At 65.8% G+C, this 18,472-nt stretch carries 16 protein-coding genes; 13 read left to right on the top strand and 3 right to left on the bottom strand.

From position 1 onward, the window contains the following. Positions 1-105 precede the first annotated feature (105 nt). Complete coding sequence (locus tag OOT43_RS08830) at positions 106-966, top strand: NADP-dependent methylenetetrahydromethanopterin/methylenetetrahydrofolate dehydrogenase (RefSeq protein WP_266024542.1); 861 nt, start codon at positions 106-108, stop codon at positions 964-966. Between the two features lie 9 nt (positions 967-975). Here OOT43_RS08830 and cysS read toward each other — a convergent pair whose 3' ends face one another. Both cysS and gltX read right to left on the bottom strand, forming a co-directional pair. Next, positions 976-2,400, bottom strand: coding sequence for a cysteine--tRNA ligase (gene cysS, locus OOT43_RS08825; protein ID WP_266024541.1), 1,425 nt, complete (start codon positions 2,398-2,400; stop codon positions 976-978). Between the two features lies 1 nt (position 2,401). Next, the gene (gene gltX, locus OOT43_RS08820) at positions 2,402-3,802 is read right to left on the bottom strand and encodes a glutamate--tRNA ligase (RefSeq protein ID WP_266024540.1); all 1,401 of its coding nucleotides are present in this window, start codon (positions 3,800-3,802) and stop codon (positions 2,402-2,404) included. Positions 3,803-4,037: 235 nt separating this feature from the next. Here gltX and OOT43_RS08815 point away from each other — a divergent pair, with 235 nt between their 5' ends. The 8 genes from OOT43_RS08815 (at position 4,038) to gluQRS (ending at position 15,731) form a co-directional block, all read left to right on the top strand. After that, entirely contained in the window at positions 4,038-5,504 is a 1,467-nt protein-coding gene (locus tag OOT43_RS08815) for a complex I subunit 4 family protein (protein WP_266024539.1), read from the top strand. A gap of 8 nt (positions 5,505-5,512) precedes the next feature. Then, positions 5,513-8,800, top strand: coding sequence for a DUF2309 domain-containing protein (locus tag OOT43_RS08810; protein ID WP_266024538.1), 3,288 nt, complete (start codon positions 5,513-5,515; stop codon positions 8,798-8,800). A gap of 9 nt (positions 8,801-8,809) precedes the next feature. After that, positions 8,810-10,375, top strand: coding sequence for a proton-conducting transporter transmembrane domain-containing protein (locus OOT43_RS08805; protein ID WP_266024537.1), 1,566 nt, complete (start codon positions 8,810-8,812; stop codon positions 10,373-10,375). 10 nt (positions 10,376-10,385) lie between these two features. Then, the gene (locus OOT43_RS08800; protein WP_266024536.1) at positions 10,386-11,939 is read left to right on the top strand and encodes a complex I subunit 4 family protein; all 1,554 of its coding nucleotides are present in this window, start codon (positions 10,386-10,388) and stop codon (positions 11,937-11,939) included. Between the two features lie 19 nt (positions 11,940-11,958). Continuing rightward, complete coding sequence (locus OOT43_RS08795; protein ID WP_266024535.1) at positions 11,959-13,494, top strand: complex I subunit 4 family protein; 1,536 nt, start codon at positions 11,959-11,961, stop codon at positions 13,492-13,494. Positions 13,495-13,605: 111 nt separating this feature from the next. After that, positions 13,606-14,217: a peptidylprolyl isomerase gene (locus OOT43_RS08790; RefSeq protein WP_394358049.1), complete on the top strand. Its 612-nt coding sequence runs from the start codon at positions 13,606-13,608 to the stop codon at positions 14,215-14,217. Between the two features lie 155 nt (positions 14,218-14,372). Beyond that, positions 14,373-14,804: an RNA polymerase-binding protein DksA gene (gene dksA / locus OOT43_RS08785; protein ID WP_266024532.1), complete on the top strand. Its 432-nt coding sequence runs from the start codon at positions 14,373-14,375 to the stop codon at positions 14,802-14,804. An 18-nt stretch (positions 14,805-14,822) separates the two neighbouring features. Then, positions 14,823-15,731, top strand: coding sequence for a tRNA glutamyl-Q(34) synthetase GluQRS (gene gluQRS / locus OOT43_RS08780; protein ID WP_266024531.1), 909 nt, complete (start codon positions 14,823-14,825; stop codon positions 15,729-15,731). Positions 15,732-15,749: 18 nt separating this feature from the next. On the opposite strand, the gene OOT43_RS08775 is transcribed toward gluQRS, so the two are convergent. Continuing rightward, a complete protein-coding gene (locus OOT43_RS08775) occupies positions 15,750-16,190 on the bottom strand; it encodes an NUDIX hydrolase (protein WP_266024530.1) in 441 nt (146 codons plus the stop codon). Between the two features lie 92 nt (positions 16,191-16,282). Here OOT43_RS08775 and OOT43_RS08770 point away from each other — a divergent pair, with 92 nt between their 5' ends. The 4 genes from OOT43_RS08770 (at position 16,283) to OOT43_RS08755 (ending at position 18,410) form a co-directional block, all read left to right on the top strand. After that, positions 16,283-16,981, top strand: coding sequence for a DUF2959 domain-containing protein (locus OOT43_RS08770; RefSeq protein WP_266024529.1), 699 nt, complete (start codon positions 16,283-16,285; stop codon positions 16,979-16,981). Beyond that, complete coding sequence (locus OOT43_RS08765; protein WP_266024528.1) at positions 16,981-17,424, top strand: YcgN family cysteine cluster protein; 444 nt, start codon at positions 16,981-16,983, stop codon at positions 17,422-17,424. The genes OOT43_RS08770 and OOT43_RS08765 overlap by 1 nt, the downstream gene beginning before the upstream one ends. 27 nt (positions 17,425-17,451) lie before the next feature. Beyond that, positions 17,452-17,913: a hypothetical protein gene (locus tag OOT43_RS08760; protein WP_266024527.1), complete on the top strand. Its 462-nt coding sequence runs from the start codon at positions 17,452-17,454 to the stop codon at positions 17,911-17,913. A 62-nt stretch (positions 17,914-17,975) separates the two neighbouring features. Next, positions 17,976-18,410 (top strand): FKBP-type peptidyl-prolyl cis-trans isomerase, encoded by a 435-nt coding sequence (locus OOT43_RS08755; RefSeq protein WP_394358044.1) that lies wholly within the window; start codon positions 17,976-17,978, stop codon positions 18,408-18,410. Positions 18,411-18,472: the final 62 nt, after the last annotated feature.

Raw genomic sequence — 18,472 nt, 5'->3', positions numbered from 1 at the left:
AAATCTTGAGAAAATGACAGCCGGCCATTATATGCAAGCCTTGCGGCTGGCGTAAAATCGCCGCCAGCGATCGCCGGGACAATAACCCAAGCACGAACCCTGACCATGAAAAAACTGCTGTTTCAATTCGATACCGACCTGCATCCTTCCGTATTCGATACCGTCGTCGGCTACGACGGTGGCGCCGATCAGGTCATCGCGCACGGGCATCTGACGCCGGACAACGTCGGTCCGCTGGTGGAGGGCACCATTTTCACCCGCGCCCCGAAGGACAAGAAGAACACCGCCATATACGTGGGCGGCAGCGATCTGGTGGCGGGTCAGAACTTGTTGCGGGCGGTGCGCAAAAAATTCTTCGCCGATTTCCGGGTGTCGGTGATGCTGGACAGCAACGGCAGCAATACCACGGCGGCGGCCGGGGTCGCCAAGCTGGCTTCGAGCGGGGCGCTGGCCGGCAAAAAGGCGGTGGTGCTGGCCGGCACCGGTCCGGTGGGGCAGCGGGCGGCGGTGATGCTGGCGAAGGAGGGTTGTTCGGAGGTGGTGATCACCTCGCGGCAGTTGGCCCGCGCCGAACACGCTTGCGCCGAGATGAAAACTCGCTTCGGCGTCGATCTGGTGCCCGTAGAAGCCTTCGACGACGACGCCCGAGGCGCGGCGATCGCCGACGCCCAGATCGTGTTCGCCACCGGCGCGGCGGGGGTGCAGCTGTTGGAGGAGCGTCATTGGAGCGACAACACGCGTCTGGAGCTGCTGGCCGACGCCAACGCCACTCCGCCTTTAGGCTTGGGCGGTGCCGACATGATGGACCGGGGTGCGGACCGGCACGGCAAGATCGTGTGGGGAGCGATCGGATTCGGCACCCTCAAGCTGGCGCTGCACCGGGCGTGCATTGCCAAGCTGTTCGAGAGCAACGATCAGGTGTTCGACGCGGAGGAAATCTTCGCGCTGGCCAAGACCATGGCCTGAGCGCCAGTCCTATTCACGCCGCCAGGTCGTGCCGCCGGCGGAATCCTCGAGGATCACCCCCTGGGCCTTGAGTTCGTCGCGGATGCGGTCGGACTCGGCCCAGTTCTTGGCTTTGCGGGCGTCGAGGCGCAACTGTATCAAGATTTGAATTTGGTCTTCTCCGAAGGACGCGCGCACGGGAGGAAGGCCTCGTACCTCAACAGTTACATCACCTTTTAGCCACGCATCAGGGTCTTCCTGTGCCAAGCCGAGAACACCACCCAGGGTTTTCAACGTCGCGCCCAGCGCCGCGGCCTTGGCCGGTTCCGCCGCCTTGTGCCGGTTGATCTCCCGCGCCAGGTCGAACAGCACGGCGATGGCTTCGGGGGTGTTGAAGTCGTCGTGCATGGCGTCCGCGAAACGGGAGGAGAAACCCTCACCCCGGCCCTCTCCCAGGGGAAGAGGGAGGTCTGGAGTCAGGCCGCGCAGCGCGGTGTAAAGGCGGGATAGCGCGGCGGCGGCCTCGTCGAGGTTTTCGTCCGAATAGTTCAGCGGGCTGCGGTAATGGCTGTTGAGGATGAAGAAGCGCACGACCTCCGGCCGGTAGCGGGGCAGCACCTCGCGCACGGTGAAGAAATTGCCCAGCGATTTGGACATCTTCTCCTCGTTGATGCGCACGAAGCCGTTGTGCATCCAGTAATTGACGAAATGCTCGCCGGTCGCGCCTTCCGATTGGGCGATCTCGTTCTCGTGATGCGGGAACTGCAGGTCCATGCCGCCGCCGTGGATGTCGAAATGGGCGCCCAGGCAGCGGGTCGACATGGCCGAGCATTCAATGTGCCAGCCGGGACGGCCCGGTCCCCAGGGGGATTCCCAGGACGGCTCGCCCGGCTTGGCTGATTTCCAAAGTACGAAGTCCAGCGGATCTCGCTTGGCTGCGTCCACTTCGACCCGTTCCCCCGCCTGCAACTCTTCGAGGTTCTTGCCCGACAGCCGGCCGTAGCCGCCGAAGCTCGCTACCGCGTAGAACACGTCGCCGTTGCTGCCGACGTAGGCGTGGCCGCGCTCGATCAGCGTTCCGATCATCGCCACGATGTCCGCGATGGACTCGGTCGCGCGAGGCTCATGATCGGGCGGTAGCACGCCCAGCGTCCGCTCGTCCTCATGCATCGCCTCGATGAAGCGGGCCGTCAGCGTGCCGATATCTTCCCCGTTTTCCGCCGCTCGCTTGATGATCTTGTCGTCGATGTCGGTGACGTTGCGGACATAGGTCACGTCCAGCCCCAAGTGCCGCAGGTAGCGCGCCACCATGTCGAACACCACCATGACCCGGGCATGGCCCAAATGGCAGTAGTCATACACCGTCATTCCGCACACGTACATGCGGACGCGGCCGGGCTCGATGGGGCGGAATTCCTCTTTCTGCCGGGTCAGGCTGTTGTAGATCTTGAGCATGTCATTCCGATTCGTAGGTGAATTCGGCCAGCCGGCGGTGCAGGCGCGGCTTGTCCAGGAGCTGGTATATCTTCGCCAGCTCCGGCCCGTCCAGGCTGCCGGTCAGCGCCGCCCGCAACGGCAGGAACAAGTGCTTGCCCTTGGCGCCGCTGCGCCGCTTCAGCCCGGCCAGGAAAACGGCAAAGTCGTCGGGCGACTCCGTCGCGGCATCGATGGCCGCCAGGTAGAACGCTTCGCCGGCCGATTGCGCCACGGCGGCGATGTCGGCCGCCAGCTCCAGCTCGTCGGTGAACAGGACCTTGGCCCAGCCGTCCGCCTGTTTGGGGAACAGGCAGTTGCAGCGGACGACGTCCAGGAAATCGGAGCGACGGGCTTCGGGCACCACGGCACGTGTTTCGGCGTGCAGCCAAGTCCATAGCGTATCGTCGGCCGTTTTTCGCACCGCCAGGCCCTGCCAGTGGTCGAGGTGGGACAGGTCGAAACGCGCAGGCGAGCGGCCCAGCCGGTTGACGTCGAAACCGGCCCGCAGCGCGCTGAGTCCCAGCAGCTCTTCACTGTCGTAATGGTGGCCGAGCCGGGCCAGCATGTTGACCACGGCTTCGGGAAAATAGCCTTCTTCCCGCAGCTGGTTGATGCTGCGGCTGCCGTTTCGCTTGGAAAGTGGTGCGCCGTCGTCGCCAACGATGAGCGATATATGGGCGTAGCGGGGCTGGGGGAGGTCCAGGGCCGCCAGGATCATGAGCTGGCGCGGGGTGTTGGCGAGATGGTCCTCGCCGCGCAGCACCCGGGTGATGCCCATCAGCGCATCGTCGATGGCATTGCAGAAGAAGAAGGCAGGGCTGCCGTCGGCGCGGCGGATGATGAAATCGCCAATGTCCTCGCTGGCGAAACGCTGCGGCCCGCGCACCTCGTCCTCGAACTCAACCACCTGGCCTCTCGGTACCCGGAAGCGCAAAGTCGGCGACAGTCCTTCGTCCTGCTTGCGGCGGATTTCATCCGCCGAGAGATGGGCGCACCGCCCCGAATAGCGCGGCGGACGGCCGGCGCTCAACTGCACCTTGCGCGCAACCTCCAGCTCCAGCGGGGTGCAGAAACAAGGGTAGGCCTGGCCCTTTTCCTCAAGGGCACGGTAGTAATCCTTATAGACCGAGCTGCGCTGCGACTGGAACCAGTGCGGATCGGGCTCGGCGGACTGCGGGCCTTCCTGCCACTCCAGGTCGAGCCAGCGCAGGTCGGCGATCAATTCGTCGACGAACTCGCTGCGGCTGCGCTCCAAGTCGGTGTCCTCGATCCGCAGCACGAAGGTATCGCCGCCCAGGGCGCTGAGCAACGCAGTGCGGGCGTTTCCGAGGTGGATCAGTCCGGTCGGGCTGGGGGCGAATCGCGTCTTGATCGGGGGCATGGGTTGGGTTGGACGGCGGAACGGACGATTGGGCGAAAAGTAACGTTAGAGAGTAACGGCAACGAGCGAGCCGCTGCAAGTTGCGCGGGGCTTGCTGGAGTTTGCCATCATCCAAGAGCATGTTAACCTTCTCCGCCGTGTGGCGGGCACCGTCCCAGGAAAAACGGGTGACCGGGGATCGGCCGGCAACCCCTCCGAAACGATACATCGACAAAATCGCGGGATACCGGTCGTCGTGAAAATCTTGAGCTGCCTCCTCTGGACGCCGTTGCTGGGCGCCCTGGTGCTGGCCTTGCTGCCGCAGCGGCTGCACCGGCACGCATGCGGCGTTGCCTTGGGGTTCAGCGGGCTATGCCTGCTGTGGGCCCTGGCTGTCGCCATCCGTTTCGATACCGCCTCGCCGGACATCCAGTTCGGCGAGGCCTTGCCCTGGAATCCCGGCATGGGCAGCTTCTATGCCTTGGGCGTCGATGGCTTTTCCCTGCCCATGGTGCTGCTCTCGGCATTCCTTTGCCTGGTCGCCCTGCTGGCCGGCCGCAGCGGCCACCGGCCCCGCGGGTATTACACGGCCTTCCTGAGCCTGGAATTCGGGATGCTGGGCGTCTTCATCGCCCGCGACTGGGCGCTGTTCTACGTGTTCTGGGAACTGACGCTGATCCCGCTGTTCTTCCTGATCGACCTGTGGGGCGGCAAGCGCCGCCACAGCGCCAGCCTGAACTTCGTGCTCTACACCATGGGCGGCTCGGTCTTCATGCTGATCGGGCTGCTCATGGTCTATACCTCGTCGGCCGACCACTCGACGCTGATGGATTCGATGCAGGCCGCGGCGCGCGAGCTGCCGCGCGCCAGCCAGATCGTTATCTTCCTCGGCCTCCTGATCGGCTTCGGCGTGAAGATGCCGGTGTTCCCCCTGCACGGCTGGCTGCCGCTGGCCCATGTGGAAGCGCCCAGCCCCATCAGCATTCTGTTGTCGGGCGCGTTGCTCAAGATGGGCGCCTACGGCCTGATCCGGGCCTGCGGCATGCTGCCGGAAGCGGCGGTCGCGATGCAGCCCTGGCTGGCTGCCATTGCACTGGTCGGCATCGTCTACGGCGCGCTGCTGGCCTGGCGCCAGAGCGACCTGAAGGCCATGATCGCCTATTCCTCGGTCAGCCACATGGGCTTCGTGCTGCTCGGGCTCGCCACGCTGAATCCGGTCGGCCTCACGGGGGCGGTGATGCAGATGACCGCCCACGGCCTGGTGGCGGCCGCGCTGTTCCTGCTGATCGGCCTGCTGTACGAACGCACCCATACCCGCGAAATCGGCGATTACGGCGCCCTGGGACTGGCCGCGCCCCGCTTCGCGGCGTTCACCACCCTGGCTCTGCTGGCCTCCATGGGGATTCCCGGTTCCGCCAGTTTCGTTGCCGAATTGCACGCAATGCTCGGCGGTTTCCAGCGATTCGGCGCATGGATGCTGGCCGCCAGCTTCGGTGTCCTGGTGGGCGGCGCGTATGCGTTGAGAAGCGTTTCCGCGCTGGTCACAGGACCTGTCCGGCCGGCGACGTCCGGCCTCGAAGATATGCGTCCGGCGGAATTCGCGGGCGCGGCCTGTCTCGCCGCCGCCATCGTCTATCTCGGCGTCGCCCCGGCCGCCATGCTCGAGCTGAGCCGGGTTTCGATTGGCCATTATCTGGCGGCCGTGCATCCCGAATCCCTGTGAGCCCGAGCATGAGCCACCCGACGGGCGCCGCCCCGACCGACCTCAAGAGCCGTCTGGCCGAAGCCGTGCAGCGCATGGAGCATGTGCTGCCGGGTCAGGCGCCGATCCGCGATTTCGTCCATCACAACACCCTGCACGGTTTTCAGCATCTCCCTTTCGAAACGGCGCTGGAGGAAGCCGAGCGCCTCACTGGCATCCACGGCTACCTGCCGGAGAGCGAATTCAGGGCACTCTACCGGAAAGGGCGCATCGCCGACGCCGATATCGAGGCGGTGCTCGACCGGCACCTCGGGCCGCGAGGCCGGGAAATCCTGGCCGTGGCCGGAGGCGAGCCGATCACCCGTAGGCAGATCCATCGTCTGCTGCTGACGGTCGATCTCGAGCCCGCGGATCCCGCCCGTTTCTCCTGGCTGGTCGACGAACTCAAGGCGCTCGACCGCTTCGATCCGGAGGTTTCGCCCGAAGCCCGACGCCGGCTCATGGAGTCGGCCAAGCGCGGCCAGGAGGAGGCCGCTGCCTCGCCCCGGCTGGTGCGGGACCTGTGGGACGCGTGCCTGGAACGGCTCGGTCTGGACGAGCGCGCCGCCCTGCATCCGGAGGACCTCATGGAACACGCCATCGCCCAGGCGGAAGCGCTGTACGCCGACTTCAAGGCCGAGTCCTCCGGCAGCGGGCTTTCGGCGTTGCATCGTGCCATGCGCGAGGAGGCGCGGGTTCTGCTCGCCAAAGAGATCGACGCCGTGGGGCGGGAGCGGACCCTGCGCGGCTTAATGCTGAAGCTGACGGGGCAGGACGTGCTGGACCGGGTCCGGCCCCAACTCATCCGCCATTGCGCATCGTACCTCGACGAAGGGCTGGCCGCCTGGCATTCTCCTGACCGGAACCTGGGATTCTATGCGGCCTGGAAGCGTTCGATGCAGCATGGCGTCGAGCGGGGTCTCGGCGAGGTGCCGCTGGACCGCGCCGACCTGGATGGTCTGCCCGACGACGCCGCAGAGGCGGTCATTTCCGAACTCGAGCAGCGAGGCATCCCCGCGCCGTACTGGGAAGGCTATCTGGAACGTCTGGCGCTGGAGCTGCCAGGATGGTCCGGGATGATGAACTGGCGGGCCCACCGCCCGGCCTACCGGGCCAACCGGACTGCGCCCGCGAGCCTGATGGATTACCTGGCGGTCCGCCTCATCCTGGACCGCCGCTATCTCCGCCAGATCTGTTCCGAAGCCTGGGGCATCGAAGGCCATATCGGCGAACTGGCGCGCTATTTCGAGTGCCATCTTTCGGAGTTCGTGGTGCGCCATGCGTTGTACCGCAGCGAATTGCCGGAGTTCCTGGCCTCGGCTTGCGCCGACCTGGTGCGGCGCGCCGGCAGCGAACGCATCGACAGGAAACCCTGGCGCATCGCCGCCGACATGATCTTCTCCTGGCGCCATGCGCCCAGGGCCGGGTGGAACTCGCGCTATCGTCTCCACGGCGGCGGCTGGCGTCTGTTCAAGCTGGCTCAGCATCTGGGTCTTTCGGCCCAGGACGTGCGGGCTTTCCGGGAGGAAGACATCGATCGCCTGCTCGGCGCGCTGGATGAACTGACGCTCGGACGGCGCGGCTACCTTTGGCTGTGCGCCTACGAACGCCACTACCGCGAGCCTCTGTTCAACGCGCTGGCGAACAACCACGGGCGGGGACGCTGGGCCACCCGCGACGAGCGTCCCGAAGCGCAGATTGTGTTCTGCATGGACGACCGGGAAGAGGGCATACGCCGCCATCTGGAAGAACTTAATCCGGCCGTCGAGACCCTGGGTGCCGCCGGTTTTTTCGGCATTCCCATGCACTGGCGGGGCCTGGATGACCCCGAACCCACGGCTTTGTGTCCGATCGTCGTCACTCCCTCCCACGAGGTGTGCGAGATTCCGAGCCCCGGCGAGGAAGCGACCCGGCAACTGCACGACCATCGGCGGGGAGTCATCCGGTTTCTCGGCCGGGTATTCAACCAGGAGATCCGGCGCAACCTGCTCAGTTCCCACCTGCTGATCGATCTGGTGGCTCCGGGCGTCGCGGCTGGCCTGCTCGGAAAGGTTCTGCTGCCTCGCTGGGCGGCGAGGTTATCCCGGCGGCTGGCGGCGGTCTGGACGCCCGAAGTGCCGACCACGCTGGCGTTGAATGCGGCGGACGATACGGTCCCGGCCAGTCCGGAGCGGCCCCGCCCGGGCCTGACCGACGCAGAACAGGCGGACCGGGTGGCGGCTTTCCTGCTGAACGTCGGTCTGACCCAGGAGTTCGCGCCCATCGTCGTGCTGATGGGACACGGGTCGGGCAGCCGGAACAATCCGCATCTCGCGGCCTACGACTGCGGCGCCTGCAGCGGGCGCCACGGCGGCCCCAATGCGCGGGTGTTCGCTGCCATGGCGAACCGGCCCGAGGTCAGGGCGCGGCTGGCGCAGCGGGGATTGCCGATTCCGGATGACACCTGGTTCGTCGGTGCCGAGCACAATACCTGCAGCGAGGAAATCACCTGGTTCGACACGCCGGACATCCCGCCCTTGAGCCGTATCGGCTGGCATGCCTTCGCGGCGCAACTGGACGAGGCCTGCCGGCTTTCGGCGCAGGAACGCTGCCGCCGTTTTGCCTCGGCGCCCAAACGGCCCTCGCCGGCCAGGGCGCTGCGCCACGTCACCGGGCGTTCGGTGGATTTCAGCCAGGCCCGGCCGGAACTGGGCCACGCGACCAATGCCGCCGCCTTGATCGGCCGGCGTTCGGTCAGCCGTGGCCTGTTCCTGGACCGCCGGGTATTCCTGATCTCCTACGACCCGACCCGCGATCCGGAAGGGCGCATCCTGGAAGGTATCCTGCTCGCGGCGGGCCCCGTAGGGGCGGGCATCAACCTCGAATACTATTTTTCCACGGTGAACAACGAGCGCTACGGCTGCGGTTCCAAGGTGCCGCACAACGTGACCGGGCTGTTCGGCATCATGGAAGGCACCGCCAGCGACTTGCGCACCGGCCTGCCCCGGCAAATGGCCGAGGTTCACGAAGCCATGCGGCTGCAGATCGTGGTGGAGCAGACGCCGGAAATCCTGGCCGCGATCTACCGCCGCCAGCCGCCGATCCGGGAACTCGCCGGCAACGGCTGGATCCTGTTGTCCGCAATTCACCCTGCGGACGGTACGATCTCGACGTTTGATCCGGAGCAGGGCTTCGTTCCCTGGACCGGCGCCGTGGCGGAAATGGCAGTGTGCGCCCGTTCGGCCGACTGGTTCGAAGGCCATGCCGAGCCGTTGCCCCCTGCCTTGATTAGCGTCTGACATCGCGCCGTGGCCTATCTCGAAAAAGCCGCCGTTCTGATTCCGCTGCTGCCCGCCGCAGCCGCGTTCGGCATCGCCGCAGGCATCGCGCTCGGGCGTCTCGAGGGTGAACCCTGCGAACGGATGAGCGCCCGGCTCGTGCGGTCGGCGCTGGGGGCGTCGGGACTGCTGGCGACGCTGCTGCTGGTGCTGGGGTCGGCGGGTACGCTCGAGGCCAGAACGGTGCTGGGCACCTGGCTGGCCAGCGCGGATTACCGCGTGCTCCTCAGCTTCCAGCTCGACCGCCTGAGCCTGGGTTTGTCCGCGCTGGTCGCCCTCATGGCTTACCTGGTTGCGCGCTTTTCCGTCAACTACATGCACCGCGAGCGGGGCTTCCACCGGTTCTTCCTGGTGCTCAGCCTGTTCGCCGGGGCCATGCAGTTCCTGGTGCTGGCCGGGAACCCGGTGCTGACGTTTTTCGGCTGGGAGCTGGCCGGGGTCTGCTCCTACCTCCTGATCGCTTACGCCTACGATCGTCCGGTCGCGGCTGGCAACGCTACCCGAGCCTTCGTCACCAACCGCGTGGGCGACGCCGGTTTCGTCCTGGCGATCGCCTTGAGCTTCGCCTGGACCGGCCAGCTCGAATGGCCGAAGCTGCTGGCCGGACTGGCGCAGCTCTCGTCGGAGAAGCAGAACCTCGTCGCCGCCTGCTTCCTGGTCGCCGCCTTCGCGAAGTCGGCCCAGGTGCCGTTCTCGCCCTGGCTGTCGCGCGCCATGGAGGGACCGACGCCGTCGAGTGCGATTTTCTACGGAGCGCTGATGATCCATGCCGGCGTCTACCTGGTGCTGCGGCTCGAACCCCTGTTCGTCCACGCGGAAGCGGCGTCGGCACTGATGGCTGCGGCAGGCCTCTTGACCGCGCTCTACGGCTATTTCTGTGGACTCAGCCAAACCGACGTCAAATCCGCCCTGGTGTTTTCGACCCTGGCCCAGGTGGGATTGATGTTCCTGGCCTGCGGCTTGGGATTCTGGCAGCTTGCGACCTGGCATCTGTTCGCCCACGCCGTCGTCCGGGGCTACCAGTTCCTCACTGCGCCGGCGCTGATGCACGCGCTATCCGGCCAGCCGCCCAGGCCCTTGCCGGCCTGGCTGGCGAACAGCCGCAGGTCCTACGCCGCCTCGCTGAACCGGTTCTGGCTGGAGGCCGCGGTGGACCGTGCCTGTGTCCTGCCGGTGCAGCGCCTGGCGGACGACTTTGACGCCTTCGACCGCCAAGTGCTGGATCGACTCGTCGACGCCCCGACTCCCGCGGTCCAGGCGCTTGCCGCGCTGGCCAACTGGGAGGAGCGGCGCATCGGGGTGCCGCTCGGCACCGAGGCGGGACAGGGGGTCGGCGGCCTTCCGGGCTGGATCGTTGCCCGGACCGCCGGCGCCCTGCACTGGTTCGAGGACCGCTTGGTCCTGCAAGGCGTCGGCGTCGATCTGTGGCGGGCGGGACGGCGTGTCGGGCGTTCCCTGCAGCGGCTCGAAGCCCTGCTCGCCCAGCCGCGCTACGTGTGCCTGGTGCTGCTGGTTTCGCTGTTCGCGGTCGGATGAAGGGGATTCCATGACTGGCGAGATACCCTGGTTCGAAGTCGCCGGCTTCCCGGTGCTGAGCACCTTGATCGGCCTGCCGCTGGTGTTCATGCTGGCTGCGCTGCGGGCAGAAAAGAAGGGTTTCGCCTGGGCAATCGGCTTTGCCGGCAGCCTCGCAGAGCTTGCGGTAGCGCTGTTCCTGCTGGCCCGGTTCGATGCGGGGTCTGCCGATTTCCAGTTCGCCGAGCATGCGGTGTTCCTGTCCGTCCTGAATTATCACCTCGGCGTCGACGGCCTCAGCTTAGGGTTCGTCCTGCTGACTGCTTTGCTCGCGGTGCTGGCCCTGTTGTTCCGCGAGATTGGGCGAGAGGCGCCGGCAGGCCTGTACGTGGCGACCGTCCTGGCCTTCGAGGCCACGGCGATGGGTATGCTGCTCGCCCTGGACCTGGCCCAGTTCTGGATTGCCGCCTGCCTGGAACTTTGGCCGGTCACCCTAATTTTGGGGCGTTGGGGCAGCAGCGATCCGGCGCGCTCGGCCCGGCGTATTTATCTGCGCTTTGCCGGCTCAGGTTTGGCGCTGCTGGGTGGGGGCATCTTCCTGTTGGGACTGGGGCATGCGCGTGCCACCGGAATCTGGTCTTTCGATCTGGCCGCGCTGTTGGAGACCCCCCCTTCGGGCACGCTCGAATCCCTGGTCTTCCTGCTGTTCTTCTACGGATTCTCGGTGCGCCTGGCTCAGTTCCCGCTGCATGGCTGGCTGCCCATCGTCGCGGCGCAGGGCTTGCCTGCTACAGCCTTGGCCCTTTTGATAGGCATGAAAATAGGCATCTACGGGCTGCTGCGCTTCGTCCTGCCGCTGCTGCCCAACGCCGTCCACGCGTGGACTGCATGGACGCTGGGCCTGGCGTTGGCCGGCGTATTCTACGGCGCGGTGCTCGCACTGATGCAGCTCGATTTCCGCCGCCTGCTGGCTTTCGCCACGGTCAGCCAGACGGGAATGCTGGTGGCCGGCGTCTTCGCCCTGAACCTCGAAGGGCTGAGCGGTACGCTGCTGCTGGCCTTCAACTTCGGTGCGGCGGGTGCGGGGCTGTTCTTCCTGGCCGGCATGCTCCGGCGCCGCACCGGTACGCTGCTGCTGCCGCGCCTGGGCGGCCTGTTCGAATCGGCGCCGGGCCCGGGCCTGCTGTTTCTGGTCGCTGCCTTGAGCACCATCGCCATGCCCGGCACGCCGGGCTTCGATGCCGCCCATCTGCTGCTGGAAGGGCTGATCGAAACCCGTGGCCTGGGCGCGGCGATTGCGGTTGCCGTCGGCAACGTCCTGGCCGCCGGCTTTTTGCTGTGGGCGTTCCAGAGGATCTTTCTGGCTCATCGCCGCTCGCACCGGTCCTATCCCGAATGGTCGCGGTCGGGCTGGCGGGAACATACACTGATTGCCGTGCTGTGTCTGGTGCTGCTGGGGGTCGGGTTCTACACCGCCCCGTGGATCCATCTCGCCCACCAGTCGCTGCTCCGGCTGGCGCAGGTGCACACCCCGCCGTCCGCGGCGCTTCCGGCCGCTTCGCGGCTGTCCGTCCACCCTTCATGACCTGGGCGTTGAGGATGCCATGATTGCCGATGCCTTGCCGCTCCTCAGCCTGCTGATCGGCTTGCCGCTCGCGGCGAGCCTTGCGATGGTCTTCGCGCCGAAACCGGAGACCGGGCGGATGCTGGCATTGGCGGCCGCCGTGCTGGAACTGTTGCTGGCCGCGCTGCTGCTGTGGGGGTTCGACCCGGTCGACTCCGGCCTGCAATTCGTCGAGCGCCATGCCTGGATTCCTTCGCTCAACGCACATTACCAACTCGGCGTGGACGGCATCTCGGTGCTGTTCCCGTTCCTCGGCGCCGTGCTGAACCTCGCCGTGATCGTGGCCTCCTGGACGGCGGTGCAAAACCGGGTGCGGCTGTACTACGGTATGGTCCTGGCGTTGGGAGGGGCGACCGTCGGCGTGTTCTGCGCCACCGACCTGATGCTGTTTTTCCTGTTCTGGGAGTTGACGATCGTTCCGGTTTACGTGCTGGCCGGTTTTTCCGGCATCGGTCCGCAGCGTCGCTACGCCGCCGTCAAATACGCGCTGTTCATGCTGGCTGGCGGCATCCCTCTGCTGTTCGCCATCCTGCTGCTGGCCCTGAATCACGCCCGCTTCCTCGGTGTTCCGGCGCCCGCCGGCCTGAGCTTCGATTATCTGGCGCTGCTGGATACCCCGCTCGACGGACGGCTGGCGACGGCGATCTTCCTTCTGTTGGTTCTGGGATTCGCCGTCAAGGCGCCGCTGTTTCCTTTCCACGGCTGGTTGCCGACCCTCGCTATGGAGGGCCCGGCGGGGCTTGTCGCCTGGCTGGCCGGGCTGAAGCTCGGCGCCTTCGGCATCGTGCGTTTTGCCGTGCCCTTGAGCCCGCAGGCCGCGCTGGAATACCGCGGACTGGTAGCAGGGGCCGGTATCCTCACCGCCGTCTACGGCGCTTTCGTCGCGATGCGGCAGACCAACCTGCGCCGGCTGCTGGCGTTTTCCAGCATCAGCCATGTCGGCCTGGTCGTCGCCGGCATTGCCGCCTTGAACTTCCAGGCGCTGCAGGGCGCGCTGTTCCAGCTTGCCAATTTCAGCATCGTGGCGGGCGGGCTGTTCCTGGTCGCCGGATTCATCCAGCACCGGATCGGCTCGACGGAAATCGACCAGCTGGGCGGCTTGGCAAAGCCGATGCCACTGCTCGGCGCGCTGTTCTTCGTCCTGGGGCTGGCCAGCCTCGGCGTGCCCGGCACCAGCGGCTTCGCCGCCGAGCACCTGATCCTGATCGGCCTTCTCCGGCAACACACGGGATTGGGGCTTGCGGCCCTGCTCGCCGGCATCGTCGGCGCGGCCTGCGTGCTCGGATACTTCCGGCGTGCCTTCCTGGGCCAGGGCAGGTTGGGCGCGGCCCCCGGCGAACTCGACCTTCGGCCGCGCGAACTCCTGGTCGCCGGTGCGCTGGTGCTGTGGGTCGTCGTACTGGGGCTGTTCCCGCAATTGGCGCTTGAGCTGAGTGACGGCGCTGTCAGCGCCCTGCTGGCCCGCGTCCACGAGGCCTTGCCGGACGGGCCGACTTCGGTAGCCGTTGCCGAATGAATCCGAAACCCCGCGTCGGCGGGTCGAGCCCGGACTCATTTGCCTATACAATACCGCCCGCAATTTGACCGACCCCTTCGTGCAGGTATCCCGATGCTCAACAGACATCCCATGCGCCGCCTCGTGTTCGCCACCGCATTGTTCGCCACCTTCGTTCCTCTCACCTCCATTGCCAAAGAAACCGGAAAAGCCAAGAAGATGACCGCCCCTCCGACTCAAACCCAAGTGCAGCTTCACACCAACCTGGGCGATATCGTGATTCGCCTCGACACGGAAAAGGCGCCCGTCAGCGCCGCGAACTTCCTGACCTACGTCAAGGAAGGCTTTTACGACGGCACCATCTTCCACCGGGTGATTCCGGGCTTCATGGCCCAGGGCGGCGGCTTCACGCAGGATTACAAGCAGAAGAGCACCCATGCATCGATCCAGAACGAAGCCAATAACGGACTGACCAACAAGCGCGGCACCATCGCCATGGCGCGCACGCCGGACCCCAACTCGGCGACGGCGCAGTTCTTCATCAACTACACCGACAACACCTTTCTCAACTACAAGAGCCCGACCCCGCAGGGCTGGGGCTACGCCGTGTTCGGCGAAGTCGTGAAAGGCATGGAAGTGGTCGACGAAATGGCGAAAGTCCCGACCGGCGCCGGCGGCCCGTTCCCGACCGATGTTCCGCAGAAAGCCATCGTAATCGAGAAGGCGACGGTCGTTTCGCCCTGACCGTCCACGCTCCGGAGGGCCGCGGTGTGGCCCTCCGATTCCCCGTTTTTCCCAGCGATATGCGAAGTTTTTGGCCGTGCAAGGAATTCTTGCCTGAGCCTTCGCATTCTGTTATCTATTGCCGATTTAATCCGATACGGCCAAGGAGCTAGTGGATGTCCAACGTCAAAGCCCCCGAAACCCCGTTCAGCTTCGCTCCGTACGAGCTCACCGAGGGCGAGGAGTACATGAGCCCGGGGCAGGTCGCTCACTTTCGCCGGATACTCCAGAACTGGAAATCCGAACTGATGGCGGAGGTCGACCGCACCGTCCACCATATGAAGGACGAAGCGGCCAACTTCCCCGACCCGAACGACCGCGCCACCCAGGAATCCGAATTCAGCCTCGAGCTGCGTACCCGGGATCGCGAAAGAAAACTGATCAAGAAGATCGAAGAAGCCCTGGAAAACCTGGAGCGCGGCGAATACGGCTACTGCGAGACCTGCGGCGTCGAAATCGGCTTGCGCCGGCTGGAAGCGCGTCCGACCGCCACCCAGTGCATCGACTGCAAGACCCTGGATGAAATCCGCGAACGCCAGCTCGGCTGACGGGCAAGCCGCGCCGGTTTGAAGTCCCTCCTTTCATCCGCCCCCTACCGGGGGCGTTTCGCGCCCTCTCCCACCGGTCCTCTTCACCTCGGTTCGCTCTATACCGCGCTGGTCGGCTGCTGCGAGGCCCGCCGGCGGGGCGGCGTCTGGCTGGTCCGCATCGACGACGCCGACCGGCTGCGCTGCCGGCAGACCCACGCCGACAGCATCCTCCGCACCCTGGAGACGCATGGGCTGTGGTGGGATGAAAACGTCCTGTTCCAGAGCCATCGGGACGATATCTACCGCGCGGCGCTGGAACGGCTCACGGCCGGCGGGCGGGTGTTTCCCTGCACCTGTCCGCGCCGCGAACTGGCTGCTTCCGGCCAGGTTTATCCCGGCCGCTGCCGGGCTCGCTATCCGAGTCCGCCGTCCGGCGAACATGCTCTGCGACTCAGGGTGGACGATGCGGTCATCGCCTTCGACGACCGCCTCCAGGGCCGGATCGACCAGGACCTGGGCAGCGAAGTGGGCGATTTCGTCGTCCGCCGGCGCGATGGCATTCCCGCCTATCACCTCGCCACCGTCGTCGACGACGCCGAGCAGGGGGTCACCGAGGTGCTGAGGGGTGTCGACCTGCTCGACTCCACCCCCCGCCAGATACTGTTGCAGGAACGCCTCGGTCTGCCGCGGCCTGATTACTGCCACATCCCGGTGCTGACCGACCGCGGTGGTATCAAGCTGAGCAAGCAGGCGGGAGCTCGCCCGGTCGATGCGAATACGCCGTCGGAGAACCTCTGGACTCTGCTGATATTACTGGGGTTCGCGCCGGAGCCGGGACTGTTCGGTGCGCAGCCTGCGGACATCCTGGACTGGGCGGTAGCGCATTGGGATATCCGTCGCCTTCCGGCGGGTCAGGGGATCGACGTCAGCGGGCTGGCGGCTTGAGGCCCCTGGCGGCTCGCTTCAATCGACGCGCAATGGCGCAGGTTGTCCTTGCTCCCGGAACCGCCGGAAGTCGGCGAGCACCTGGGCATGGTCGAACACGAGGGGGCTAGGCAACTCGTCCAGGCTGACGATCCGGCAGGTCTTGGCATCGTCCGCGGCCTGCGGGTTACCGATGGCTTCGGCGACGTAGACGGCGGTGACGGTATGGCCGCGGGGGTCGCGCGCGGGGTCGGAGTAGAGCCCGAGCAGGGCGGTGAGGCGCACCGCCAGGCCGGTTTCTTCGAGCGCTTCGCGGATCGCAGCGCGTTCCACCGTTTCGCCGACGTCGACGAAACCGCCGGGGATGGCCCATCCCAGCGGCGGAAACCGTCGCTCGATCAGCACGATGGGGCGGCCGGGGCGGTCGGTCAGTTCGATGATCGCGTCGGCGGCGAGGGATGGCGTTGCGGGACGGGGCATGACCTTTCCTTTTGTACCTGGGAGGTGTCTTGGGGGTAAAATCCGCAGCTCCCGCGGGCGTGCCCGCGGAATTTCTCGGAGTGGTTTCGACGATGCGTAAATCGGGTTCCGGTAGCGGAAATTATCTTACCCTGGCCGGCCTGCTGAGTCCGATCATGCGGCTGATTGGCGGCAGATTCCAGAAAATCTATTTCCAGATGGTCGAATCGGCTGGCCGCCACAAGCGCGACATCCTGGTGGCTCGGGTCGACAGCGCGCGCGGCAGTCTGGAGGAGGCCAAGGAGCAGTTCCAGACCGCCCTGGAAAAATTCAGCGCCCTGACCCAATTCGACGGCGGCGCGCTGGAGGACGTCTACCGGCAGCTCAAGATCGAATTCGACTATTCCACTTCCAAGGCGCTGGCCGTGCGTGACCGGATCGACGCGGTCCAGGACGTGGCCGAGGCGCTTTTTCGCGAATGGGAGGACGAACTCGACCAGTACACTAACCGCAGCCTGCGGGCGGCCAGCCGGCAGAAGCTCAAGCTGACCCAGCAGCACTATGCCCAGCTGATGAGCGCAATGCGCCGCGCCGAGGGCAAGATCGACCCGGTATTGCGGGTATTCCGCGACCAGGTACTGTTCCTCAAGCACAATCTCAATGCCCAGGCCATCGCCTCGTTGGAAAGCGAGCTGGCCGGCATGAGCCACGGCGTGGCCGGTCTGATCCAGGCGATGGAGCGCTCCATCGACCATGCCGAGGTGTTCATGCGCACCCTGAGCGGTCCCAAGGCCTTGCCGGCCGGTTCGTGATGGCGGAGGAGCCTTTTTGGCGCACCAAGGCTTTGGCCGATCTTAGCCCGGCGGAATGGGAGTCGCTTTGCGACGGTTGCGGCAAGTGCTGCTTGCACAAGCTGGAAGACGAGGACACCGGCGAAATCCTTTACACACGGGTAGCTTGCCGTTTGCTCGACATCGCCGCCTGCCGCTGTACCGAGTACCAGGGTCGGTTCAGCCTGGTGCCCGACTGCATGGATCTGCGGCAGTCCTCGGACCAGTTCCATTGGTTGCCCGCCAGTTGCGCCTACCGCCTGCTGTCCGAAGGGCGTCCGCTGCCGGAGTGGCACCCCCTGGTCTCGGGCGCGGCGGATTCGGTGCATCGGGCGGGCAAATCCGTCTGCCGGTTCGCGGTTTCGGAAACGGTCGTGGCCCGCATCGAGGATCATGTCATCGAAGGCTTGGGCGATGCAGTATGATGCCGCCTTTTAAGATTTGAGGAAGTGATGTATTCCAAGACTGTAGTCGATGCCGCCCTCGCCAGGCTCGATACGTTGCTGGCCGAAGACTACGGCGCCAAGGGCAGCAGCCTTGCGGAGCGGATTCGTGGCCTGACCGCAGTTCTGCCGGCGGATACCCGCAAGCGCCTGCTCGACTTGGCGGCCCAGGGCGAATCCCTGGCGCGGACGGGTGCCGGAGAGCAGGCGTTGGCCGAGTTCGTGTTCGACTGCGGCGTGGCTTATGAGCAGGTCGATTTCCTGCGCAAGGCGCAACTGGCGGAGGACCTGGGGCTGGTCGAGATGAACGGGCTGCCGCCGGCCGAACTGGAGCGCAGCGATCTGGATGCGATGGCCCGCTTCATCGCCGCCCGCGACCGGCTGGTGGCCAAGGTGGCGGGTTTCACGCTCAAGGCGCTCGCGGTCATGGGGGCTTTGTTCATCATCGGATTGGTTTTCGGGGTTGTCTGACGGCTGCCGCGTTAGGGGGGAATAGGATGTTTTCAGTGGCGAAATCGAGGAGGCGCGGGTTTTTGCCGGCGCTGTTTGCAATCGGCCTGGCTGCGTGCGGGCCTTCGTTCGACGGAGAGAAGAATCTGATGGAAGCCAAGCAGTTCATGGAAGCCAATAAGCAGAAAGCCGGGGTGGTCACCACGGCCAGCGGCTTGCAGTACGAAGTGATCCGCGATGGCGCGGGCGAATCGCCCAAGGCGACGGATACGGTGACGGTCAACTACAAGGGCGGCTTTCCCGACGGTTCGACCTTCGATGCGGGGGACGGCATCAGCTTCCCGCTGAACGGGGTCATACCGGGGTGGACGGAAGGACTGCAGCTGATGAAACCGGGGGCCAGGTACCGCTTTTTCATCCCGCCGGAACTCGGGTACGGTGAATACGGCGCCGGTAGGGTGATACCACCGAACGCCGCGCTGATCTTCGAGGTGGAACTGCTGAAAGTAGGCGGCTGACGGAACGCCGACGCACTTTTTTCCCCTCGGAGCCGTTTTAGCGAGGCGCTGGGGTGAACTCG

The organism is Methylococcus mesophilus (assembly GCF_026247885.1).
Lineage (GTDB): Bacteria > Pseudomonadota > Gammaproteobacteria > Methylococcales > Methylococcaceae > Methylococcus > Methylococcus mesophilus.
This window is presented reverse-complemented; position numbering and strand designations above follow the sequence as displayed.